A 22,863-nucleotide genomic window follows, 5' to 3' on the forward strand; every position below is an offset into this window, starting at 1 on the left:
GCAGCCAGCCTCGCCAGTCATCACCCTCTAGCGCTTGAGTAGATCTGCCCGCTTTTGGTAACAAACTCGTAGACAGGACTGGCTTCACTACCTTCCTTGATCCGGATCTCCGACAAGGGCTGCATAGAAAATCCCGACTGCTTCGTCATGGCGGGCGGCGCCATCAGCTGAATCTTGTTCACGCTCAACGTGTCGACCTGTCCTCCCCTACACAGGGAATCGACTTCATCGACGCTCGACACTAGACGTACCCAAGGCCCAAAGGAACCATCCACCAGCCCGCAACCTTCGACTACGAAGTAGTAACTGTCCGGATTGAGACTTGCTGATTTCCACAGCAAGCGAAGGCTGTCCTGAGCAAGAAACTGTCCCTGAAGTTTTGCCTGATTAGTGACCAACACGACTTACTTCCCGCCTATCTCTTACGGGCTCAATCGGTACTGACGAGCCCTGACAACAATGCATGTAAATTGACAACTCTGCGTCTGCCAGCGATTGTCCTGCTACACCACCTTCCACCTGCTGGAACGGATAGATACACCATATCATCGATTCACATTCGCATACTATATTTCATGGATGTGAATTTTGCGATATGGCCTTATCCTTCCCTTTGCGGGAAGACGCCTCATGCCATCGCGATACACTCTGGCAGCAGTACTCCGCACCGTTCGCGCCGCACGCGGCCTCTCCCAAGAGCAGCTCGGAAGCGCATTGGAAGCTCGCCATCTGCACAACGTAGAGCATGGTACGTCCAACGTGACCTTGAAGATGCTGGAAAGCATTAGCGAACGCTTGGACGTTGATGTTGTAGCTTTGCTAGCTGTCGCCTCCAGCTACGACCGACAAGAGACGCTTGAGGACTACATGTCCTATCTTCAGTCAGAAATTGAAAAGCTGCGTGATTTGCGAGTATTGGAAAACGTCCCAGCGAAGTTTGATAACGGAGAATTAGTTGCTGCGAAAGCGGGCAAGCCACCAATTGCTTCAGACAAAATTAAAGCCGTACTAAGCTTTAAAGCTGATGGACTGACTCAAAAAGAGATTTCAGTGAAATTGGGTATGCCGGTGTCCACGGTGCATAAGATTTGGCACAGTGGGAATAGTTGAATGCGATTTTAGGCTGGGCCTGTTAGTACCAGCCCCATTGCTGGAGCTGGCTATCTTATATCGACTATTTAATCGCCAATGCGCCACCCCGAGGTAATCGGGTAACGGCGATCCCTTCCAAAACCTCGCTCAGTTACTCGCGGGCCAACTGCAGCCTGGCGGCGCTTATACTCGTTAATATCAACGAGTCTAATTACCTTGCGCACCACTTCTTTGTCGAAACCGGCATCAATAATGGCGTCTGCTGAGTAGTCATGTTCAACGTACAATCGCAAGATTTCATCGAGGACAGGATATGGAGGAAGCGAATCTTCATCCTTCTGATCCGGCGCAAGTTCTGCTGACGGCGGTCGATCTATAACTCGCTGAGGAATGACATACCCAAGGGTGTTACGGTATTCACACAAGCGGAACACCAAGGTCTTAGGAACATCTTTCAAAACATCGAAGCCGCCCGCCATGTCGCCATAGAGGGTTGCATATCCGACTGCCATTTCGCTTTTGTTGCCAGTGGTTAAAACCAAGTAGCGTTTTTTATTGGAGATAGCCATGAGAATTACCCCACGACAACGGGCCTGCAGGTTTTCTTCGGTGGTGTCTTTGGGCAGCCCTTCGAAAGCGGGTGTAAGTGTACTTAGGAAAGCCTCAACCATCGGCTGAATCGGCATCACGCTGTACTTGACGTTAAGCAGTTCGGCCTCTTCCTTCGCGTCGTCCTGGCTCATCTTGGCCGTGTAGTGGTAAGGCATCATTACCGCTTCCACGTTTTCAGCTCCCAAGGCATCGACCGCCACGGCAAGCGTTAAGGCCGAGTCGATACCGCCAGATAGACCCAGTACAACGCCCTTAAAGCCGTTGCGCTGAACGTAATCACGCACACCAATAACCAATGCTTGGTAAACGCTCGCCTCTAAGCTCAGAAGTTCAGCCTTCCCTGCCTCAACTGGTACGAGGGAATTTTCTTTTATGGCAAAGTCAGCATGGAAGAGCCCTTCTTCAAAGGCCGGGGCTCGTTGAGTAACTTTTCCGTTTCCATCAACAACGAAGCTGTTGCCATCGAAGACCAGTTCGTCTTGACCGCCAACTTGGTTTACATAAATCATCGGAATCGAGCACTCATTTGCTCTCTGCGCAAGAAGCTCTTCGCGCTCCGCTTGTTTGCCGCGATGGAAAGGTGAGGCATTCAAAGTGAGCATGATTTGCGCACCTGCGGCACAGGCTTCATTCAAGGGTTCTGGGAACCAGATATCCTCGCAAATACCGAGAGCGATCTTCACCCCGAAGAGTTCAACAATGCATGGCCCCTTACCAGGCACGAAGTATCGTTTCTCATCGAATACGCGATAGTTCGGGAGTTTTTGCTTGTTGTAACGTCCGACTTCCAGTCCATCAGCAAAGATAGCGCAACTGTTGTAGCGATTACTTTGTAGTTCCTCGTGACCAGAACCACTCTCTACCCAAGGGAAGCCAACTACTATAGCTATACCCTGTGCGGCTTCACGAACTTCATTTAGAGCCTTTTCAATTCGGCGCTGCATACTAGTGCGCAGCAGAAGATCCTCTGGCGGATAACCGCACAAAGTAAGTTCAGGGAAAACGATGATCTGGGCATGGAGTTCGTCACGAGCTTTCTTCGCCGCTTCGATGATCATTTCAACATTGCCTTGAATATCCCCCACACGGATATTCAACTGGGCCATTACCACCCTCAAACTCTGCGCCATGGTTCCTCCTATGCCTTTGTGCGGTACCGCAAAATGTGGCTCTCTCGCCGCCTCATCATCAGATCGTTTTGCCTTGCCAGGCTCCAACGTGAAACTACAACAGGTAGAGCCACCTCTCGCGATTGTCGTTCATTATGCCTCATCCATTCCTCGAGCCTATGGCCTGAGTGGTAAGCGGGTGAGGAGGGATTGAAAAACTCTTACACTTTTTTCCAGCTGTGCAGTTTTCCTTTTTGCACAATACACAAGATAGGCTGTACGCTAGCATCTACAATTGTTTGGGCACTTTTTCGGGGGGTGGAATGTGATGGGTTTCTTCACCAAGTTTGGTGACGGCGCCTGCGACCTGGCACCGCTCAGTGGCCTGGTAAAAAATCAGGTCCGTGCCATCGCCCGCAGCTTCGGCGCGCCGGAGGCGCTGGTGGAGAAGATCCCGACCGCCGACCTTGAAGACCTGTCACCGGGCAAACCGGATGAAGCGTCCCATGGCGTGACGTACGCCGAGATCGACGCCTTCCTGCACGGCGAGCCGGTGCGCGAGGAAGCGTTCAAGATCATCGTCGACACGTACAACAAGACTCATCACAAGCGCGTGATGCCATTTGCGCCTTGAGGCGTGAGTGAATGAAAAAGCCCGCTGAGGAGTGATTCTCAGCGGGCTTTTCTTTGGCCAGCACATTTGCTGAAGCCGATGGCCCATTCGTCGGAACGCCGCCCGGAGCCGGCTCGCTCCCACATTTGATCGCGGTCTAATTGTGGGAGCGAGCCTGCTCGCGAAGAACGATAACGCGGTGAACCTGCTTATTTCAGGGTCACAGTGCCTTTCATCATCGAGATGTGGCCCGGGAACGAGCAGAAGAAGCCGTATTTCTCGTTGGCATCGAGCTTGGACACGTCGAAGGTCACCGAGTCGGTTTCCTTGGCGCCGATGACCTTGGTGTGAGCGATGACGCGGGCATCACCTTCCTTCAGGTAGTTCTTGTCGATGCCTGCACTCAGGCCGTCGGTGGCGATCGGCTGCATGTCGGCTTCTTTACTGATCACCAGGTTATGGCCCATGACGTTTTTCGGCAGGCTGCCAGAATGGGTCAATTCAACGGTGAAGGTCTTGCAACTCTTGTCGATTTCAATGGCCTTGGTGTTGAAGGACATTTGGTCAGTAGAGTCAACGGTGACTTTGCATTCGGCAGCCATCAATTGGCTGCTCGCCAGTGTCAACAGGGATACCGCAACAAGTTTGGCAAACATGGTGAATCTCCAAGGCAGGGTGAATGAACATGCGAATGAACAGAAGACTGCCTGAAAACTTCGCAAGTTCCTATGACCTGAAGCAAAAATTGTATACAACTTTCGGGCTATGGGACCGATCGAGACAATCTACCAGCCAGGTGTCTGCCCCGGCCCTATCATCAGAGCGTCCTCATTTTTCGGAGCGCCTGTCGTGTCTATCAATACCCTGTTGTGCAGCTTGCTCGCCGCGTATGCCTGTGGGGCCAGCGGAACCTGCGAAACGCCCAAGCGCGAAGTTTAGCCCTTGGAGCGCAGCGCGCCTGCCTTTACTCTGTGGCCCTGATCGACCCAGGAGTAATGCATGTCTTTAGCATCCGTTTGTGTGTTCTGCGGCGCCAGCACTGGCACGAACCCCGCTTACCGTGAAGCAGCCGTGGCGCTTGGCCAGGCCTTGGCCGCTCGCAAGCTGACCCTGGTCTACGGTGGTGGGCCTGATGGGCGTCGTCGCCGATGCGGCACTGGCGGCAGGTGGCGAAGTGATCGGCATCATTCCGCAGAGCCTAAAGGACAAGGAAATCGGCCACAGTGGCCTGACCCGCCTGGAAGTGGTCGACGGCATGCATGCGCGCAAGGCGCGGATGGCTGAACTCAGCGATGCTTTCATCGCTTTGCCCGGCGGCCTGGGCACCCTGGAAGAGTTGTTCGAAGTGTGGACCTGGGGCCAGCTGGGTTACCACGGCAAACCGATGGGCTTGCTGGAAGTGAACGGCTTCTACAGCAAACTCACTGGTTTTCTCGATCATATCGTCGGCGAAGGCTTCGTTCGCGCGGCACACCGTGACATGCTGCAGGTGAGCGAATCGCCACAGACGCTGCTCGACGCCCTGGATCGTTGGCAACCGACCGTTGCGCCAAAATGGGTCGAGCAAAAACCCGACTAACGACTCGACACCGATACAGGGCAGAATACGCGCCGCTCAAACCTCACCTTCGACCCCAGAGGATCGCCCATGGCCAAACCCAATTACTCCTTCGCCAAACGTCAGAGAGACCTGGCCAAGGAACAGAAGAAAGAGGAAAAGCTTCAGCGCAAGAAAGCAATGGCTGAAGAAGACGCAGCGGCACTGAACCCGGATGCAGAAGGTGAAGTGGCGGCAGAAAGTGATGTAGAGGCACCGAAAGATCAGGCGCCCGACGCCTGAGCCCCTCCGGGCCGGATGATTTGATCGGGCCCACGGATCTGTGACCGGGGTTGGCGGCGATGCTGCCGGCCTCACTGTCCATTCCGAAATACTGCATATTCCTTTGTGGGAGCGGGCTTGCTCGCGAAGACGGCGGCACATCCAGTATTTATGTAACTGAAGGATCGCTTTCGCGAGCAAGCCCGCTCCCACATGGTGATCGTCGTTACTCCAACGGCATCACTGTGACCCGAACCTCGGGATCATGATTGCCGCCCCCCAGAATGACTCCACGCAACGGCGACACATCGGAAAAGTCCCGGCCCCAGGCCAGGGTGATGTGTTCCAGCGCCGGTTGCACATTGTTGGTCGGATCGAAGTCCACCCAGCCCGACACCGGACAAAACACTGACACCCAGGCATGGGACGCATCGGCGCCGATCAATCGCGGCTGACCGGGCGGCGGCTGGGTCAACAGGTAGCCGCTGACATAGCGCGCAGCCAACCCACGAGAGCGTACGCATGCGAGCATCAGGTGGGCGAAATCCTGGCAAACCCCGCGCCGTCGCTCCAGCACTTCCACCAGGGGGGTCGCGACCTGCGTCGCTTCGGCATCGAAAGTGAACTCACTGAAGATTTTCTCCATCAAGGCCTGGACCCCGAGCAACAGCGGCCGCCCCGCCGGAAAACAGCTCTCGGAAAATTCAACGAAGTTGCGCTTCAGATGCACATAAGGTGATTCGAACCGGTATCGGCAGGCTTCAAGCAACTGCGGCGAAAGCGCCTGGCTGCTGTAGGTCAGCACGTTGCGGGTATCTTCCCACGCTGGGGATCGATTGAAATCGACCCGGGACCGGGGCAGTACCTCAATCGTCAGGCTAGCATTGACCAGCAGTTCATCATGGGGGCGCTCGAACGCCAACCGGGTCAACGGGTTTCCGAACACATCCAGCTCATCGCGGCGTGAAGTCGGGTCCGGACTGATCTGCAATTGCTGGTCGCTGCATCGCTGCCATTCACAAGGCCTGGGCCACAAATGCGCCAGTTGCTGGGCCAAGGACACCGGACTGTCGTAGTGATAATGGGTATCGTGGAAAATCTGGTAATGAGCGCTCATCAGACGGACACCGTGCGCTGGCTGACATCATCGACGTGGGCGAAGTGACGCAAGGCCAGGCGATCCGATACCTGCCCGCTCGCATCGGCAATCTCTTGCAGCAGATCAGCCAGCCCTTCGACGGCAGCACGCACGCTGGCGGCGCCAAACAACGGGTTTTCCAGGCAGCCCAGATCGAAACGCGCCAGACGCTCCACCAACTGTGGCAGGCCCGCTTCGCGAGGTACGCCAAAGTCGTCGCACAGGCGCTTGAGCGTGCGGGTCACCAGCTTCAACTGGAACAGCACCGCGTGCGGGTTCTGCTCATCAAGCAATAACAGGTCGAGTACCGGGATCAATTGCGCCACCGCCAGGTACCGCGAACGATAGGTAATGCTGCTGTTGCCCAGCTCCAGCAACCACTCCAGCCCTGCCTGATCAAAAGCCCCGGCGCCACGCAGGAACGCTGCCAGGCTAGCGCTTAGAAATTGCAGGCGCTCGATCCGCCGACCGATCATCAGGAATCGCCAGCCTTCGTCCCGGGTCATGTCGTCCAGGGCAAAACCGGACAGCGCCGCCAAGGACATCACCAGCCGGTTGAGGAAGTCGAGTAACTCGCCGAAGTCCGGTTCTTCGGTCTCGAGTTCCATCGCTTCGCGTTGCAACTCCACCAACGCCTGCCAATTCTCCCGCGAGAGCTTGCCACGCACTTGCGAGGCCGCCCATTGCAAACGTTGCAGGTTGGAACGCAGGCTGAACGGCCAGTCATCGCCGAGTATCGCCGCCAGCAACCGCTCCGGCAGCTCACCTTCGTCAGGCAACAACATCAATCGTTCGCCAAGATCGACCGCAGCCTCCAGGGCCTGCGGGTCATCGCCGTCGACATAACGTGCCAGCATGATTCGCAGCAATCGGGCGCTGTCATCGCAGCGTTCGCAGTAACGGCCGAACCAGAACAGGTTTTCCACCACCCGCGATGGCAGGTAAGGATCGCGGCGCACCAGGTCATGCACGCCGATATTGCGCTGGGCTTTCCACTGTTCGCCGTTCGGTGGACGTTCGCCCAGCACCCAGGTGTCCTTGCTCGCCCCGCCGCGCTGCATCGATACCACCTCGGCATCCGCCTGCGCGGCCACTCGGGTCAAGCCACCCGGCAACACCCGATAGCCGTCGCGACTGGCCACCGCATACACACGCATGCCGATGGCCCGGGGTTGCAGTTGACCGTCCTCGGCTTGCCATATCGGCGCTTGGGACAATTGCGCGAGTTCTTGCGCAACATAAGCATAGGGCCGCGCCTGCATGCGCTCGGCCAGGACCTGACGCTGTTTTTCACTCAAGTCGCGGCCAAATACCGGTGCAAAGCTCTGGGACGGAAACGCCGGTTTAATCAGCAGCTCCGGCAGTTTTTCCAAGGCCTGGGCCAGCACCGGCGCCTCACCGCACCACCAGGTGGCTATGGACGGCAGGATCAATTCTTCGCCAAACAGGTACTGGTTGATCTTCGGCAGGAAACCCAGCAAGCCTGGCGACTCCAGCACGCCACTGCCGAGTGCGTTGGCCACCAGCACCCGCCTCTGGCGCACGGCTTCGAGCAGGCCCGGAACGCCCAGGGCCGAGTCGGTGCGCAACTCCAGCGGGTCGCAGAAGTCGTCGTCGAGCCGACGCATGATCGCGTGGACCCGGCGCAAGCCACTCAGGGTCTTCAGGTAGACCGTGGCATCGCGCACCGTGAGGTCGCCACCTTCCACCAACGGATAGCCGAGCTGACGAGCCAGGTACAGGTGTTCGAAATAGCTTTCGTTGAACCGCCCCGGCGTCAGCAGGACCACCAGCGGTGCGTCATCGTCGCTTGGCGCCTGACGCGCCAGTGTTTCCTGGAGGGTGCGGAAGAACCCCGCCAGGTGCTGCACCTTCAAATCACGGTACAACTCGGGAAAGGCCCGGGACACGATGGTGCGGTTTTCCAGGGCGTAGCCAGCCCCGGACGGCGCTTGCGTGCGATCGGCGGTTACCCACCAGCGGCCATCGGGCGTGCGCGCCAGATCAACGGCGAACAGATGCAAAAAAGCAGCGTCAGGCGGCTTGATGCCCTGGCAGGGCCAGAGGAAATTGTTGTGGCCAAATACCAGTTCGGCCGGCAGCAGACCTTCGGCGATCAAGCGTTGAGGGCCATAGAGATCGGCCAGTACGGCATTGAGCAAGCGCGCACGCTGGGCGATACCGGCCGACAACTGCTCCCACTCATCGGCGGCAATCACATGGGGCAACAAGTCCAGCTCCCATGGCCGATCGGCGCCCTTGGGATCGGCGTAGACGTTATAGGTGACGCCGTTTTCCTGGATTTGTCGGGTCAGCAACGCCTGACGCTGCACCAACTGCGCGGGTGTGCTGCGCTGCAATTGGTCGAACAGTCGACGCCAGTGCGGCCGAATGGCACCGCTGTCGTCGAGCAGTTCGTGATAGGTGCCCGCCGTCAGCGGGTAGCGGTCTAGCAAGTCAGGCATGGAAAGCTCGGCAGACAGCAGTGATCGGTCAGACTAACGCACGCTCATGACACCCGGATAGACGAAAAATCCGGGCGTCGTGTACGAATTAGAAACGTCGTAAATCGAGCGTCATCGGCAGCTCGTCGTTAATTTCCATCTTCGGTATCGGAAGTTTCCCCGGCGTGTGTCCGATACGGAAGAACCGCGCCATTCGCCGGCTCTCGGCTTCATTGGCGTTCACGGGCAATGCCTCGTAGTTGCGCCCGCCAGGATGGGCAACGTGATACTGGCAACCGCCCAGCGAACGCCCCATCCAGGTGTCGAGCAGGTCAAACACCAGCGGCGCATGGACCGGGATGGTCGGTTGCAGGCAGTTGGCCGGTTGCCAGGCACGGAAGCGCACACCGGCGACGAATTCGCCGACCCGCCCAGTGGGCTGCAACGGCACAGGTATACCGTTGCAGGTCAGCAGGTAGCGTTGCGGCGGCAATCCACTGAGCTTGACCTGCAGGCGCTCCAGGGACGAGTCGACGTAACGCACCGTACCGCCGACCGCGCCCTCCTCGCCCAACACATGCCACGGCTCAAGTGCCTGGCGCAGTTCCAGGGCGATGCCATTGACAGCGTAGTCTCCGACCTTGGGAAAACGGAACTGCAGGTGCGCCGCGAACCACTCTGCCCGCACTGGATAACCGGCGACATTGAGATCGGCAATAACGTCAGCAAAATCCTGCTCGATAAAATGCGGCAACAGGAACCGGTCGTGCAGCTCGGTGCCCCAGCGCGCCAGCTTCGGCGGTGCATAAGGCTCACGCCAGAACCGTGCTACCAACGCCCGCAGCAAGAGCTGCTGGGCCAGACTCATGCGTGCATGGGGTGGCATTTCAAAGGCGCGCAGTTCCAGCAAGCCCAGGCGACCGGTCGCGCCATCCGGTGAATAGAGCTTGTCGATGCAGAACTCGGCGCGATGGGTGTTGCCGGTCACGTCGATCAACAGGTTACGCAGCAGTCGATCCACCAGCCAGGGCGCGCACTCCTCGCCCGGCCCGGGCATCTGGGCGAAGGCGATTTCCAGTTCATACAAGGCGTCGTTGCGCGCTTCGTCGACCCGCGGGGCCTGGGACGTCGGGCCGATAAACAAGCCGGAAAACAGGTAGGACAAGGACGGATGATTATGCCAGTAGCTGATCAGGCTGCGCAGCAGATCCGGACGCCGCAGAAACGGTGAATCCGCCGGTGTCGCGCCTCCCAGTACGAAGTGGTTGCCCCCACCGGTGCCGGTGTGTCGGCCGTCGATCAGGAATTTTTCGGTGGTGAGTCGGGTCTGGCGCGCTTCTTCGTAAAGAAACTCGGTGCGTTCGACCAACTCGTCCCACGTCGCGGATGGCTGCACGTTGACTTCGATCACGCCGGGATCGGGGGTGATGCGAAAGTTGCCCAGGCGCGGATCGCCCGGCGGTTCGTATCCCTCCAGCAATACCGGGCAATCGAGCTCCCGGGCCGTGGCTTCGATGGCTGTCACTAACTCCAGATAGTCTTCGACCCGCTCCAGCGGCGGCATGAACAGGTACAACCGGCCTTCCCGCGCCTCGGCGCAGAAGGCGGTGCGGGTCAGCCAATCGGCGGACTCGTCGACCTTGGGTGCCCGATCTTCAATCAGCGCCGCAGCACCTTGGCGCTGTATTTGCTCAGTGCCAGGCAGCGCCGGGAAATCCTGGTTGGGATCATTGGGGTGAATGAACGGATACTCCGCCGCCTTCACCCACGGCTGCGAACCCAGCGGCAGTCGATAGCCCAATGGCGAATCTCCCGGCACCAGGCGGCAATGTTCGTCACGCAGATACCAGCGGCCGCTTTGCCACTGATCACCCTTGGCGGTGCGCGCTAATGGCAGGACTTGGCCAATCACCTTGTCGAGGCCCTGACTGAAGACTTTGCGCAAACGCGCACGCTCCAGAGGCTCTTCGAGTCGTGAATCTTCGGCGCTGACATTTTGCGGCAAAGCCCCTTCGCGCCAGAGGTAATAGAAATTGTCTTCGTAGGCTGGAAACACAAAGCGCGTAGGAATGTTCAAGCGCTCGGCGACACTCGCCAGAAAACGCCCGGCCAACTCGCCATCGGCGCCATAATCTTGTTGCTCGTCGGCAATCAGCGCGCTGTCGTGCCAGATCGGCACGCCGTCGCGGCGCCAATAGCAATTGAGCGACCAGCGCGGCAGTTGTTCACCGGGATACCATTTGCCCTGGCCATAATGCACCAGGCCTTGCGGGGCATAACGGTTTCGCATGCGCTGGAACAGTTCGGCGGACAGTCGACGCTTGTTCGGTCCCAGCGCTGCGGTGTTCCACTCGGCACCGTCCGGGTCGTCGATGGACACAAAGGTCGGCTCACCGCCCATGGTCAGGCGCACGTCGCCTTCGAGCAGGTCGGCATCGATCTGCCGGCCCAGGGCCTGGATCGCCAGCCACTGCTCTTCGGTGTAGGGCTTTGTAACCCGCGGGGCTTCCCAGATCCGCTCCACCGACATTTCATGGCTGAATTCGCACTCGCACGGTTCCACCAAGCCGCTGATCGGTGCCGCAGAGGAGGGATCGGGACTACAGGCCAACGGAATATGCCCTTCACCGGCAAACAGCCCTGAGGTTGCATCCAGGCCGATCCAGCCAGCACCGGGCAGGTACACCTCGCACCAGGCGTGCAGGTCGGTGAAGTCCACTTCGGTCCCGGAAGGGCCGTCGAGGCTTTTCAGGTCGGCGGTCAATTGGATCAGGTAACCCGACACGAAACGTGCGGCCAGCCCCAGGTGACGCAGCAGTTGCACCAGCAGCCACGCTGAATCGCGACAGGAACCGGAGGCCTGCTCCAGGGTGTGCTCGGGCGTTTGCACTCCCGGTTCCATGCGGATCAGGTAGTTGATGTCTTCGCTAAGACGCTGGTTGAGCGCGACGAGGAAATCCACAGCGGGCAATGGCGTGCGGTCGATGCCGTCCAGATAAGCCTTGAACTTTGGCGTCAGGGGCAAGGTTTCCAGGTATGGCGCCAGCTCCTTGCGCTCGTCGGTGGCGTAAGTGAAGGGAATCTTTTCGGCGTAGGGCTCGAGGAAAAAGTCGAACGGATTGAACACCGCCATTTCCGCCAACAGATCGACCTCGATCCGCAACTCGTTGGTTTTTTCCGGAAACACTAGCCGTGCCAGGTAATTACCCTGGGGGTCCTGCTGCCAATTAATGAAATGCTGCTCGGGCGAAATTTTCAGCGCGTAGGACAGTATCCGCGTGCGGCTGTGGGCGGCGGGACGCAGGCGAACGATCTGCGGCCCCAATTCGACAGCGCGGTCATAGCGGTAATGTGTGACGTGGTGCAATGCGACATGAATCGACACGGCGTGCCTCCTGCGAGCCCTAAGCGTATTGGAAAGCGCGCAAGACTTATGCCATCCAGCAGTGCTGGCGCTTTCTCCCGTTGCAGGAGGCAGTACAGCACCAAAATCGGGCGATGAAGGAAATTGGTTGGAGAGGATTGCACGGATTTGTGGCGAAAGGGCGGCAATCGTTCCCACGCTCCGCGTGGGAATGCAGCCCGTGACGCTCAGCGTCACTGGACGCGGAGCGTCCCTTGAGGCATTCCCACGCGGAGCGTGGGAACGATCAGGTTGGCGTTCTGTTCAGCTCAAGTGAGTTTTAGCGCGGCACGACCGGCTTGCGCGCAGGCTTGGGCCCTTTGCCCTTGGCTGCTTCCTTGCGCTCCTTGGCCGCCTGCTGGTTGCGAGCGAATGCCGCCGCCTTGGCCTGCTCACGCTTGTCCCACGGGTTGCCGCCATCGCTGGCGCGTGGAGGCAGGCCGGTGTGCTGGGTCAGGATCTTGGTGGTCTTTTCCCCTGCAACCTTGTGGCTGCCCGCCGGCGTCGAGTTCTTGCGACGGGCACTCTGATAGCTGTCGGTGGACGGCTGGTGCAGCGGGATCAACTGGTTCTTGCCCGGCCCGATCAGGTCCGCGCGGCCCATGCGGGTCAACGCCTCACGCAGCATCGGCCAGCCTTTCGGATCGTGATAACGCAGGAACGCCTTGTGCAGGCGACGCTGCTCCTCGCTCTTGACGATGGTGACCGCGTCACTCTTGTAGGTGACCTTGCGCAGCGGGTTCTTGCCCGAGTGGTACATCGCGGTGGCAGTGGCCATCGGCGACGGGTAGAACGCCTGCACCTGGTCGGCACGGAAACCGTTGCCCTTGAGCCACAGGGCCAGGTTCATCATGTCTTCGTCGGTGGTGCCCGGGTGGGCGGCGATGAAGTACGGAATCAGGTACTGCTCTTTCCCGGCTTCCTTGGAATACTTCTCGAACATGCGCTTGAACTTGTCATAGCTGCCGATGCCCGGTTTCATCATCTGGTTGAGCGGACCTTCCTCGGTATGTTCCGGGGCGATCTTCAGGTAGCCACCAACGTGGTGGGTCACCAGCTCTTTAACGTATTCCGGGGACTCGACCGCGAGGTCGTAGCGCAGGCCGGAGGCGATCAGGATCTTCTTCACACCCGGCAATTCACGGGCGCTGCGGTACAACTGGATCAGCGCCGAGTGGTCGGTGTTGAGGTTCGGGCAGATGCCCGGGAACACGCAAGACGGCTTGCGGCACGCGGATTCGATTTCCGGGGTCTTGCAGGCGATGCGGTACATATTCGCCGTCGGACCACCCAGGTCGGAGATCACGCCGGTAAAACCGGGAACCTTGTCACGAATTTCCTCGATCTCACGGATAATCGATTCGTGGGAGCGGTTCTGGATGATCCGGCCTTCGTGCTCGGTGATCGAGCAGAAAGTGCAGCCGCCGAAGCAGCCACGCATGATATTCACCGAGAAACGGATCATGTCGTAGGCCGGGATCTTCTCCTTGCCATACGCTGGATGCGGAACGCGTGCGTAAGGCATGCCGAAGACGTAGTCCATCTCTTCGGTGGTCATCGGAATCGGTGGCGGGTTGAACCAGACATCGACTTCGCCGTGCTTCTGCACCAGGGCACGGGCATTGCCCGGGTTGGTTTCCAGGTGCAACACGCGGTTGGCGTGGGCGTAGAGCACAGCGTCATTGCGGACCTTTTCCACCGACGGCAGACGAATCACAGTCTTGTCGCGGGTCATCTTCGGGCTGGCCAGGATCTGCACGACCTTGGCTTCCTGTGGATCCTCAACCGGACCTTTTTCCTGCTCGATGGCGCAGGCCTGGGTGTCCTGGGTGTTCACGTACGGGTTGATGATCTTGTCGATCTTGCCCGGACGGTCGATACGCGTAGAGTCGACTTCGTACCAGTCTTTCGGTGTATCGCGACGGATGAACGCGGTGCCGCGCACATCGGTGATGTCTTCGATCTTGTGACCGTAGGACAGACGCTGCGCAACTTCGACGATCGCACGTTCGGCGTTGCCGTAGAGCAGGATGTCGGCGCAGGCGTCGATCAGGATCGAGTTACGCACCCGGTCCTGCCAGTAATCGTAGTGGGCGATGCGGCGCAGGGACGCTTCAATGCCACCCAGCACGATCGGCACGTGCTTGTAGGCTTCCTTGCAGCGCTGGCTGTAGACCAGGCTCGCGCGATCCGGACGCTTGCCCGCCAGGCCACCCGGGGTGTAGGCGTCGTCGGAACGGATTTTCTTGTCGGCGGTGTAGCGATTGATCATCGAGTCCATGTTGCCGGCCGCGACACCGAAGAACAGGTTCGGCTCGCCGAGCTTCATGAAGTCGTCCTTGGACTGCCAGTTCGGTTGGGCAATGATCCCGACGCGGAAGCCCTGGGACTCCAGCAGCCGGCCGATGATCGCCATGCCGAACGACGGGTGATCGACGTAGGCATCACCGGTGACGATGATGATGTCGCAGGAATCCCAGCCGAGCTGATCCATCTCCTCCCTGCTCATCGGCAGGAATGGCGCCGGTCCGAAACATTCGGCCCAGTACTTCGGATAGTCAAATAACGGTTTGGCTGCTTGCATGTCGATAACCGGTGTTGGCTTTCATTGAATTTCGCGGGCGCGGAATATAGCACAAATTTTGACCAATTCCGACGACTGTGGTCGGAAATTGCGCCACCCCCATTCGCGAGCAGGCTCGCTCCCACAGAGATCACACTGAACCTGTGGGAGCGAGCCTGCTCGCGAAGAGGCCATGGCAGACGCTATAACTTATTCGTCGTCGTCGAAGTTGTAGCTACCGGGCGCCAGGTTCTCGAACCGCGTGTATTTGCCGATAAAGGCCAGGCGAATAAAGCCGATCGGCCCGTTCCGCTGCTTGCCGATGATGATCTCGGCAATGCCTTTGTGCTCGGTCTCCGGGTGATACACCTCGTCGCGGTACACGAACATAATCACGTCGGCGTCCTGCTCGATCGCTCCGGATTCACGCAAGTCGGAGTTCACCGGGCGCTTGTTCGGGCGTTGTTCCAGGGAACGGTTCAGCTGGGACAGCGCAACGACCGGGCAGTTGAATTCCTTGGCCAGGGCTTTCAGGGACCGGGAGATCTCGGAAATCTCGTTGGTCCGGTTGTCACCGCTGGAGCCCGGGATCTGCATGAGTTGCAGGTAGTCGATCATGATCAAGCCGACTTCGCCATGCTCACGCACCAGGCGGCGGGTTCGTGCACGCATTTCCGAGGGGCTGATGCCGGCGGTATCGTCGATGAACAGCTTGCGATCGTTGAGCAGGTTGACCGCCGAGGTCAGGCGTGGCCAATCGTCATCTTCCAACTGGCCGGAACGTACCTTGGTCTGGTCGATTCGGCCGAGGGACGACAGCATACGCATGATCAGCGATTCGCCTGGCATCTCCAGCGAGTAAACCAGAACCGCTTTCTCGCTGCGCAATACGGCATTTTCCACCAGGTTCATGGCAAAGGTGGTCTTACCCATGGACGGACGGCCGGCGACGATGATCAAGTCCGCCGGCTGCAGGCCGCTGGTCTTCTCGTCGAGGTCGGTGTAGCCGGTGGAGAGGCCAGTGATGGCGTTGTCAGTGTTGAACAGGGTGTCGATGCGATCGATGGCCTTGGTCAGCAGGTCATTCACACCCACCGGGCCACCGGTTTTCGGCCGGGCCTCGGCGATCTGGAAGATCTGCCGCTCGGCTTCATCGAGAATCTCGGCGGCGGTACGGCCTTCCGGGTTGAAGGCACTGTCGGCGATCTCGGTGCTGATACCGATCAACTGACGCAGGGTGGCCCGCTCACGAACGATTTGCGCGTAGGCCTTGATGTTGGCGACCGAAGGCGTGTTTTTCGCCAGTTCGCCCAGGTAACCCAGGCCACCGACTTGCGAGGTCTGACCTTCCTTGTCCAACTGCTCGGACAGGGTCACGACGTCGATCGGCATGTTCTGATCGGCCAGCTTGGCGATCGCACGGAAAATCAGGCGGTGGTCATGTCGATAGAAATCGCCGTCGGAGACTTGATCAAGCACGCGCTCCCAGGCGTTGTTGTCCAGCATCAGACCACCGAGTACAGCCTGTTCGGCTTCGATGGAATGGGGCGGCACCTTCAGCGCGGCGGTTTGCAGATCGTATTGCTCGGGAGCAGAGATTTCGTTCATGGCCACTTGGTTGTTTGAGGAAAAGCAGGGATTGAAAACGGGCGTTACCAGAAAGACAAAGGGCACGACCTGTGAACAGGATCGTGCCCGATGTTACCGGCAAGCACCCGAGGGTGCCAGCCGACAAGTGCTGCTTAAGCTGCTACCACGACAACGCGTACAGTGGCTTCAACTTCGGCGTGCAGGTGCACGGCTACGTCGAATTCACCTACGTTACGGATAGTGCCGTTCGGCAGACGAACTTCGCTTTTCGCTACTTCAACGCCGGAGGCGGTCAGTGCGTCAGCGATGTCGTGAGTACCGATCGAACCGAACAGCTTGCCTTCGTCGCCAGCGGTGGCAGTGATGGTCACTTCCAGCTCGGCCAGTTGGGCAGCGCGGCTTTCAGCCGACGATTTACGATCTGCTGCGGCTTTTTCCAGCTCAGCACGACGCTCTTCGAACGCAGCCAGGTTGGCTGGGGTCGCAGCGGTAGCTTTGCCGTAAGGCAGCAGGTAGTTACGACCGTAACCAGCCTTAACGTTCACTTTGTCACCCAGGTTGCCCAGGTTGGTGACTTTTTCCAGAAGGATCAGTTGCATGTGAAAATCCTCTTAACTTTTAACCTTCACCGTTCGCGTCATCGGCGTCTTTCGGCGCGAGACGACCGCGAAAATCAATCAGGCTGTCGACGATGGCCAAGACCACCAGCAACGGATAGATCAGCTGCATGAACAGCAACAGCGTGACGTACAACCCCACCAGCCAGAATTTGGCCAGTCGCTTTTGCGCCACCAACCCGTGAATCAGGGCCAGCCCGGCGAAAACCAGCGGTACGCTGCACAGCGGTACCAGCATGGACATCTGGACACCAAGGTTCGGTGTCACAACCATGCCCGCCAGCAGCAACATCGCGGGACCCAGCGGGATTCGGACGGCGCGAAACTCGCGACCAAAACCACCGGGGTTGTACAACAACGCCTGCCAGTAGCGCCCGACAATCAGGCTCAGCACACTGACGATTTGCAACAAGGCCGCAATCAGGCCGGTCAGGATCGGTGTAATCAGGGACGCGAAACGCGCTTGCTCGTCTACCGACATTTGCTGGTAGACCTCACCGAGTAGCGACGGCATGACTTTTATCAAAGCCTGCGCCAGCATCTCGATCTGGGGACCAAAAACCGCCCCCAGCACCACTGAAAACACCACTCCCATCGCTATGCTGACCAGCAGCACGCGGTTCCAGGACTCGCTTGCGCGCAAAACCAACGCAAGGCTCGCAGACCCCAGCAGCACCAGAAGTGCCCGTGGGTCGTCGGAGTAAAGCCACCAGATCAACGCTGGCAGCAGTCCCAGAGCAAGAACGCCCAGGGCGTCCTTCAATCCGCGCCGCAGGAGCACAAGGCATCCGGCGGCAGCACCCAACCAATACAACAACGGCAATGCCGCGCATCCAGCCACTACGAGAGTGGCCTGCATACGGCCCCGCATGATGAACTCAGCTAAGGCACGCATACATTCAATCCTTTGCTACGTGTCGACTGCCCGGTCTCAGCGGCCGTGGCTGTCGGTGTAGGCCAGCAGGGCCAGGAAGCGGGCGCGCTTGATAGCGGTGGCCAGCTGACGCTGATAACGTGCTTTGGTACCGGTGATGCGGCTTGGAACGATTTTGCCGGTCTCGGATACATAAGCTTTCAGAGTGTTGAGATCTTTGTAATCGATCTCTTTCACGTCTTCAGCGGTGAAGCGGCAGAATTTACGACGACGGAAGAAACGTGCCATTTGATAGGCTCCTTAAAAGGTCCGTGGATTACTCGTCAGCGTTATCGCTGTTGTCGCTGTCATCACTATCAGCGCTTTCAGCGCCTTCGTGCTCAGGACGGTCGCGACGCTCACGGCGCTCACTGCGGTTTTCTTCAGCCTTGAGCATCTCGGATTGGCCGGTAACGGCTTCTTCGCGACGGATGACCAGGTTACGGATCACTGCATCGTTGTAGCGGAAGTTGTCTTCCAGCTCGGCCAGGGCCTTGCCAGTGCACTCAACGTTCAGCATCACGTAGTGAGCCTTGTGAACATTGTTGATTGCGTAGGCCAGTTGACGACGACCCCAATCTTCCAGACGGTGGATTTTGCCGCCGTCTTCTTCGATCAGCTTGGTGTAACGCTCAACCATGCCGCCGACTTGCTCGCTTTGATCCGGGTGGACCAAAAAGATGATTTCGTAATGACGCATGAATGCTCCTTACGGGTTGTGGCCTGCCGCTCAAAAGCGGTCAGACAAGGAGTGAATGACACTTATGGACTTGTGGACGCTAGACACGTTGGTGCCTGCCATCACAGCAAGGGGCGCAATTGTAGAGAAGGGGCGTGGGAGGCGCAAGGGAATTGGTGATTATTTGAACAACCCTCAATTCATGCCACACCACAAAACACTGTAGGAGCGAGCTTGCTCGCGATTGGGGCGCTACATTCAACATTGATGCTGAATGTTACTCCGATATCGCCAGCAGGCCGGCTCCTACAGGTGGTGTTTCAATCAGGGCTTTTTGGCGGCAGCCTTGGCTTTGACGCTACGCTGACGCTGCGCTTCGAACAGGCATACGCCCGTCGCCACGGAAACGTTGAGACTGCTGACGCTACCGGCCATCGGCAAGTTCACCAGATAGTCGCAATGCTCGCGGGTCAGGCGGCGCATGCCTTTGCCTTCGGCACCCATGATCAGGATGGTCGGACCGGTCAGGTCCTGGTCATACAGACTGACCTCGGCCTCCCCTGCCGTGCCCACGACCCACAGGCCGCGCTGCTGGAGTTTTTCCAGGGTACGCGCCAGGTTGGTCACGGCCACCAGCGGAATCACTTCCGCCGCCCCGCACGCAACCTTTCGCACGACCGGCGTCAGGGTTGCGGACTTGTCCTTCGGCACGATCACCGCCAGCGCACCCGCCGCATCGGCAGAACGCAGGCAGGCGCCCAGGTTGTGCGGATCGGTCACGCCGTCGAGTACCAGCAGCAACGGTGCGCCTTCGGTGCGATCGAGTAGCTCGTCGAGCATCGCCTCGCCCCAGACCTGGCTCGGACTGACGTCCGCAACCACGCCCTGGTGCACGCCCTCGACCCAGGCGTCCATTTCACGACGCTCGGCCTGGCCGACCTGCACACGATTTTCGTTGGCCAACTCGATCAACGTCTGCACCCGCGGATCACCGCGGCCTTCAGCCAGCCAGATCTGCTTCACGCGCTTCGGGTGATGACGCAACAATGCTTCTACAGCGTGTACGCCGTAGATCTTTTCCAACTGACTCATGACTTGGCCTTAGGTTTACGCGCCCCGCCGCTTTTGGCTGGGGCCGAGCCCGCTTTTGGCGGACCTTTACGATGCTTGCTCGGTTTGGCTGGCTTGCCGCCGACAGCCTTGTCAGGCGCCGACCGACTGGTCTTTCCCGCAGACGCCGCTTTACCGCCGCTTTTCGCGCCGGCGAGCAACGCCTGCTTCATTTCACGGCTCTTGCGCACTTCGGCATTTTTCGCCGCCGCATCGCTCGGACGATAGGCCTCGACTGCCTTTTCCTTGGCGGGACGACGACCGGTTTTCGCCGGCGCCGGCTCTGCTTCGGCTTTGCCAGCAGGTGCCGCGGTTTCGCTGCCACGTTTTTTGCGGCCGATCGGCGCGCTGATGGTTTTTTCGGCCATCTCGAAGTCGATCTTGCGCTCGTCGAGGTCGACGCGCATGACGCGTACTTCAACGGTGTCGCCAAGGCGGAAGCTACGACCGGTTCGCTCACCCGCCAGGCGGTGATGCACTGGATCGAAGTGGTAGTAATCGCCCGGCAGCGCGGTGACGTGCACCAGGCCTTCGACGTAAATGTCAGTCAGCTCGACGAACAGGCCAAAGCCGGTGACCGCAGTGATCACACCCGGGAACGACTCGCCAACGCGATCTTTCATGAACTCGCACTTGAGCCAGTTCACGACATCGCGGGTCGCTTCATCGGCACGGCGCTCGCTCATCGAGCACTGCTCGCCGAGCTGCTCCAGGGCTGCTTCGTCGTACGGATAGATGCGCGCCTTCGGAATGGTCATCGCACCGGCACGGCGAACGTGCGGGGTGTCCTGCTTCGAATGGATCACGCTGCGGATCGCCCGGTGAGTGAGCAAGTCCGGGTAGCGGCGGATCGGCGAGGTGAAGTGGGTGTACGCCTCGTAATTCAGGCCGAAGTGACCCTGGTTATCGGCGCTGTACACCGCCTGGCTCAACGAACGCAGCATCACGGTCTGGATCAGGTGGAAATCCGGACGATCCTTGATACCAGCCAGCAGTGCCTGGTAATCCTTCGGCGACGGGCCATCCTTGCCTTTGTGCAGGGACAGGCCGAGTTCGCCGAGGAATGCGCGCAATTTTTCCAGGCGCTCCGGCGGCGGGCCGTCGTGAACGCGGTACAACGCAGGAATTTCGTGCTTCTTGAGGAACTCGGCGGTGGCCACGTTGGCCGCCAACATGCATTCCTCGATCAGCTTGTGCGCGTCATTGCGGATGGTCGGACGGATTTCCGCGATCTTGCGCTCGGAGCCGAAGATGATCCGGGTTTCCTGGGTTTCAAAATCGATCGCGCCACGCACGTGACGAGCCGCCAGCAATACCTTGTACAACGAATACAGCTGCTTGAGGTGCGGCACCACGTCAGTGTATTCACCACGCAGCTTGCGGGCTTCGCTGGCTTTGGGCGTTTCCAGCATCGCGCTGACCTTGTTGTAGGTCAGGCGGGCGTGGGAGTGGATCACCGCTTCGTAGAAGCAGTAGTCGGTCATTTCGCCGGATTTGGAGATAGTCATCTCGCAAACCATGGCCAGGCGATCGACCTGCGGGTTCAACGAGCACAATCCGTTGGACAGCTGCTCAGGCAGCATCGGGATCACGCGCTCGGGGAAGTACACCGAGTTGCCACGAACCTGAGCTTCGGCATCCAGTGCCGAACCGAGCTTCACGTAGCTGGAAACGTCGGCAATCGCCACGTACAACTTCCAGCCGCCGGAGAACAGGCGCAGCTTGCCCGGCTTGGCTTCGCAGTAGACCGCATCATCGAAGTCGCGGGCATCTTCGCCGTCGATGGTGACGAACGGCAGATGACGCAGGTCGATGCGCTTCTCTTTGTCTTTCTCTTCGACTTCCGGCTTGAGCTTGCTGGCTTCCTTGAGTACGGCATCAGGCCAGACATGAGGAATGTCGTAGGTACGCAGGGCAACGTCGATCTCCATGCCCGGCGCCATGTAGTTGCCCACGACTTCAACCACATCGCCTTGCGGCTGGAAGCGTGGCGTCGGCCAGTGAGTGATCTTCACTTCGACGAACTGACCGATCTGCGCGTTCGCGTTACGACCCGGCGTCACCAGCACTTCCTGCTGGATCTTCGGATTATCTGCGACGACGAAACCGATACCGCCTTCTTCGAAGTAACGACCGACGATGGTCTCGTGAGCACGGGACACCACTTCGACGATCATGCCTTCGCGGCGACCGCGACGATCCAGCCCGGAAACACGCGCCAGTGCACGGTCGCCGTCAAACACCAGGCGCATTTGCGCCGGGCTCATGAACAGGTCGTCACTGCCGTCGTCCGGCACCAGGAAGCCGAAGCCGTCGCGGTGACCGCTGATGCGGCCCAGGATCAGGTCGAGCTTGTCCACCGGCGCATAAGTGCCGCGACGGGTATAGATGAGTTGAGCATCGCGCTCCATGGCGCGCAGGCGGCGGCGCAGGGCTTCGATCTGGTCTTCCGTGGTCAGACCAAACTCTTCGACCAGTTGCTCGCGGTTAGCAGGCGAACCTCGATCAGCAAGGTGCTGAAGGATCAGTTCGCGGCTAGGAATGGGGTTTTCATATTTTTCCGCTTCACGAGCGGCCTCGGGATCGAGGGACTGCCAATCGGCCATTAGAGAGTTTTCACCTTGTCTATATACGGGTTAGTTTGGCATAGGCGTAATGAAACGGGAAATTTCAGGCTAAGACGCCTCATCTAAAGCCCTATATCGACACCAGGATGTTGATTTAAATACCGCTGGTGAAATTTTTCAGGTTTTTTTGGTGTCGGGGGTTTACAGTTAAAAAGACGCTCCGTATAGTGCGCGCCATCGACGACGGACAACGTTGCCGATACTGCCCAGATGGTGAAATTGGTAGACACGCCAGCTTCAGGTGCTGGTGACCGCAAGGTCGTGGAAGTTCGAGTCTTCTTCTGGGCACCAATTTCGAGCTTGAGATTAGTTCAATTTCAAAGCTCACACAAAACCCGCGAAAGCGGGTTTTTTGCATTCTGGGACCTTGATTAATTAAATTTAAAATCAGGGGTTTACAGATCAAATTGCTCTCCGTATAGTGCGCCACATCAACAGCGGCAACGCTCGCGATGAATGCCCAGATGGTGAAATTGGTAGACACGCCAGCTTCAGGTGCTGGTGACCGCAAGGTCGTGGAAGTTCGAGTCTTCT

At 58.7% G+C, this 22,863-nt stretch carries 16 protein-coding genes, 1 tRNA gene and 2 pseudogenes; 5 read left to right on the forward strand and 14 right to left on the reverse strand.

What is annotated here, in order from left to right:
* Positions 1-20: 20 nt before the first annotated feature.
* Positions 21-401 carry a hypothetical protein gene (locus AC3WWR_RS06395; RefSeq protein ID WP_020797688.1) on the reverse strand — a complete coding sequence of 127 codons (381 nt, stop codon included), beginning with the start codon at positions 399-401 and terminating at the stop codon, positions 21-23.
* Positions 402-630: 229 nt separating this feature from the next.
* Here AC3WWR_RS06395 and AC3WWR_RS06400 point away from each other — a divergent pair, with 229 nt between their 5' ends.
* Positions 631-1,110, forward strand: coding sequence for a helix-turn-helix domain-containing protein (locus AC3WWR_RS06400; RefSeq protein WP_146023687.1), 480 nt, complete (start codon positions 631-633; stop codon positions 1,108-1,110).
* Between the two features lie 68 nt (positions 1,111-1,178).
* On the opposite strand, the gene AC3WWR_RS06405 is transcribed toward AC3WWR_RS06400, so the two are convergent.
* On the reverse strand, positions 1,179-2,834 hold the full coding sequence (locus AC3WWR_RS06405; RefSeq protein ID WP_042955392.1) for an NAD+ synthase: 1,656 nt from the start codon (positions 2,832-2,834) through the stop codon (positions 1,179-1,181).
* Between the two features lie 304 nt (positions 2,835-3,138).
* Here AC3WWR_RS06405 and nadE point away from each other — a divergent pair.
* A pseudogene (nadE, locus tag AC3WWR_RS06410) lies at positions 3,139-3,447 on the forward strand (NAD(+) synthase); the annotation flags it as partial.
* A gap of 188 nt (positions 3,448-3,635) precedes the next feature.
* Here nadE and azu read toward each other — a convergent pair.
* The gene (azu, locus tag AC3WWR_RS06415; protein WP_020797692.1) at positions 3,636-4,082 is read right to left on the reverse strand and encodes an azurin; all 447 of its coding nucleotides are present in this window, start codon (positions 4,080-4,082) and stop codon (positions 3,636-3,638) included.
* 343 nt (positions 4,083-4,425) lie between these two features.
* On the opposite strand from azu, the pseudogene AC3WWR_RS06420 reads away from it, so the two are divergent.
* Together AC3WWR_RS06420 and AC3WWR_RS06425 are read left to right on the forward strand one after the other, a co-directional pair.
* Positions 4,426-5,005: pseudogene (locus AC3WWR_RS06420) on the forward strand (cytokinin riboside 5'-monophosphate phosphoribohydrolase).
* Positions 5,006-5,074: 69 nt separating this feature from the next.
* Complete coding sequence (locus AC3WWR_RS06425; RefSeq protein ID WP_020797694.1) at positions 5,075-5,266, forward strand: hypothetical protein; 192 nt, start codon at positions 5,075-5,077, stop codon at positions 5,264-5,266.
* A gap of 205 nt (positions 5,267-5,471) precedes the next feature.
* Here the strand turns inward: AC3WWR_RS06425 and AC3WWR_RS06430 are convergent, their stop codons facing one another.
* The 11 genes from AC3WWR_RS06430 to rnr all read right to left on the reverse strand — a co-directional run bounded on the left by AC3WWR_RS06430 (position 5,472) and on the right by rnr (position 22,308).
* The gene (locus tag AC3WWR_RS06430) at positions 5,472-6,362 is read right to left on the reverse strand and encodes a transglutaminase family protein (RefSeq protein WP_020797695.1); all 891 of its coding nucleotides are present in this window, start codon (positions 6,360-6,362) and stop codon (positions 5,472-5,474) included.
* Complete coding sequence (locus tag AC3WWR_RS06435; protein WP_492598562.1) at positions 6,362-8,848, reverse strand: circularly permuted type 2 ATP-grasp protein; 2,487 nt, start codon at positions 8,846-8,848, stop codon at positions 6,362-6,364. Before AC3WWR_RS06435 ends, AC3WWR_RS06430 begins: the two co-directional genes overlap by 1 nt.
* A gap of 88 nt (positions 8,849-8,936) precedes the next feature.
* Positions 8,937-12,212 (reverse strand): transglutaminase family protein, encoded by a 3,276-nt coding sequence (locus AC3WWR_RS06440; protein ID WP_432668923.1) that lies wholly within the window; start codon positions 12,210-12,212, stop codon positions 8,937-8,939.
* A gap of 298 nt (positions 12,213-12,510) precedes the next feature.
* A complete protein-coding gene (locus tag AC3WWR_RS06445) occupies positions 12,511-14,814 on the reverse strand; it encodes a YgiQ family radical SAM protein (RefSeq protein ID WP_020797698.1) in 2,304 nt (767 codons plus the stop codon).
* Between the two features lie 189 nt (positions 14,815-15,003).
* The gene (dnaB, locus tag AC3WWR_RS06450; RefSeq protein WP_008058980.1) at positions 15,004-16,401 is read right to left on the reverse strand and encodes a replicative DNA helicase; all 1,398 of its coding nucleotides are present in this window, start codon (positions 16,399-16,401) and stop codon (positions 15,004-15,006) included.
* Between the two features lie 134 nt (positions 16,402-16,535).
* Positions 16,536-16,982, reverse strand: coding sequence for a 50S ribosomal protein L9 (gene rplI, locus AC3WWR_RS06455; RefSeq protein ID WP_008058981.1), 447 nt, complete (start codon positions 16,980-16,982; stop codon positions 16,536-16,538).
* Between the two features lie 19 nt (positions 16,983-17,001).
* Positions 17,002-17,895, reverse strand: coding sequence for a YybS family protein (locus AC3WWR_RS06460; RefSeq protein WP_020797699.1), 894 nt, complete (start codon positions 17,893-17,895; stop codon positions 17,002-17,004).
* A gap of 36 nt (positions 17,896-17,931) precedes the next feature.
* Complete coding sequence (gene rpsR, locus AC3WWR_RS06465; protein ID WP_002551829.1) at positions 17,932-18,162, reverse strand: 30S ribosomal protein S18; 231 nt, start codon at positions 18,160-18,162, stop codon at positions 17,932-17,934.
* Positions 18,163-18,190: 28 nt separating this feature from the next.
* Positions 18,191-18,613 (reverse strand): 30S ribosomal protein S6, encoded by a 423-nt coding sequence (rpsF, locus tag AC3WWR_RS06470; protein WP_003217491.1) that lies wholly within the window; start codon positions 18,611-18,613, stop codon positions 18,191-18,193.
* A 303-nt stretch (positions 18,614-18,916) separates the two neighbouring features.
* Positions 18,917-19,684: a 23S rRNA (guanosine(2251)-2'-O)-methyltransferase RlmB gene (gene rlmB / locus AC3WWR_RS06475; RefSeq protein ID WP_020797700.1), complete on the reverse strand. Its 768-nt coding sequence runs from the start codon at positions 19,682-19,684 to the stop codon at positions 18,917-18,919.
* On the reverse strand, positions 19,681-22,308 hold the full coding sequence (gene rnr / locus AC3WWR_RS06480; RefSeq protein ID WP_020797701.1) for a ribonuclease R: 2,628 nt from the start codon (positions 22,306-22,308) through the stop codon (positions 19,681-19,683). The genes rlmB and rnr overlap by 4 nt, the downstream gene beginning before the upstream one ends.
* Before the next feature lie 225 nt (positions 22,309-22,533).
* On the opposite strand from rnr, the gene AC3WWR_RS06485 reads away from it, so the two are divergent.
* Positions 22,534-22,620, forward strand: a tRNA-Leu gene (locus tag AC3WWR_RS06485).
* Positions 22,621-22,863: the final 243 nt, after the last annotated feature.

The organism is Pseudomonas sp. EB271-G4-1 (assembly GCF_058791355.1).

Coding starts and splice junctions, on each gene's coding strand:
- AC3WWR_RS06460 (WP_020797699.1), bottom strand. CDS start 17,895: ATGCGTGCCTTAGCTGAGTTCATCATGCGGGGCCGTATGCAGGCCACT.
- rnr (WP_020797701.1), bottom strand. CDS start 22,308: ATGGCCGATTGGCAGTCCCTCGATCCCGAGGCCGCTCGTGAAGCGGAA.
- AC3WWR_RS06445 (WP_020797698.1), bottom strand. CDS start 14,814: ATGCAAGCAGCCAAACCGTTATTTGACTATCCGAAGTACTGGGCCGAA.
- rlmB (WP_020797700.1), bottom strand. CDS start 19,684: ATGAGTCAGTTGGAAAAGATCTACGGCGTACACGCTGTAGAAGCATTG.
- rpsF (WP_003217491.1), bottom strand. CDS start 18,613: ATGCGTCATTACGAAATCATCTTTTTGGTCCACCCGGATCAAAGCGAG.
- AC3WWR_RS06425 (WP_020797694.1), top strand. CDS start 5,075: ATGGCCAAACCCAATTACTCCTTCGCCAAACGTCAGAGAGACCTGGCC.
- azu (WP_020797692.1), bottom strand. CDS start 4,082: ATGTTTGCCAAACTTGTTGCGGTATCCCTGTTGACACTGGCGAGCAGC.
- rplI (WP_008058981.1), bottom strand. CDS start 16,982: ATGCAACTGATCCTTCTGGAAAAAGTCACCAACCTGGGCAACCTGGGT.
- AC3WWR_RS06430 (WP_020797695.1), bottom strand. CDS start 6,362: ATGAGCGCTCATTACCAGATTTTCCACGATACCCATTATCACTACGAC.
- AC3WWR_RS06400 (WP_146023687.1), top strand. CDS start 631: ATGCCATCGCGATACACTCTGGCAGCAGTACTCCGCACCGTTCGCGCC.
- AC3WWR_RS06435 (WP_492598562.1), bottom strand. CDS start 8,848: ATGCCTGACTTGCTAGACCGCTACCCGCTGACGGCGGGCACCTATCAC.
- dnaB (WP_008058980.1), bottom strand. CDS start 16,401: ATGAACGAAATCTCTGCTCCCGAGCAATACGATCTGCAAACCGCCGCG.
- AC3WWR_RS06405 (WP_042955392.1), bottom strand. CDS start 2,834: ATGGCGCAGAGTTTGAGGGTGGTAATGGCCCAGTTGAATATCCGTGTG.
- rpsR (WP_002551829.1), bottom strand. CDS start 18,162: ATGGCACGTTTCTTCCGTCGTCGTAAATTCTGCCGCTTCACCGCTGAA.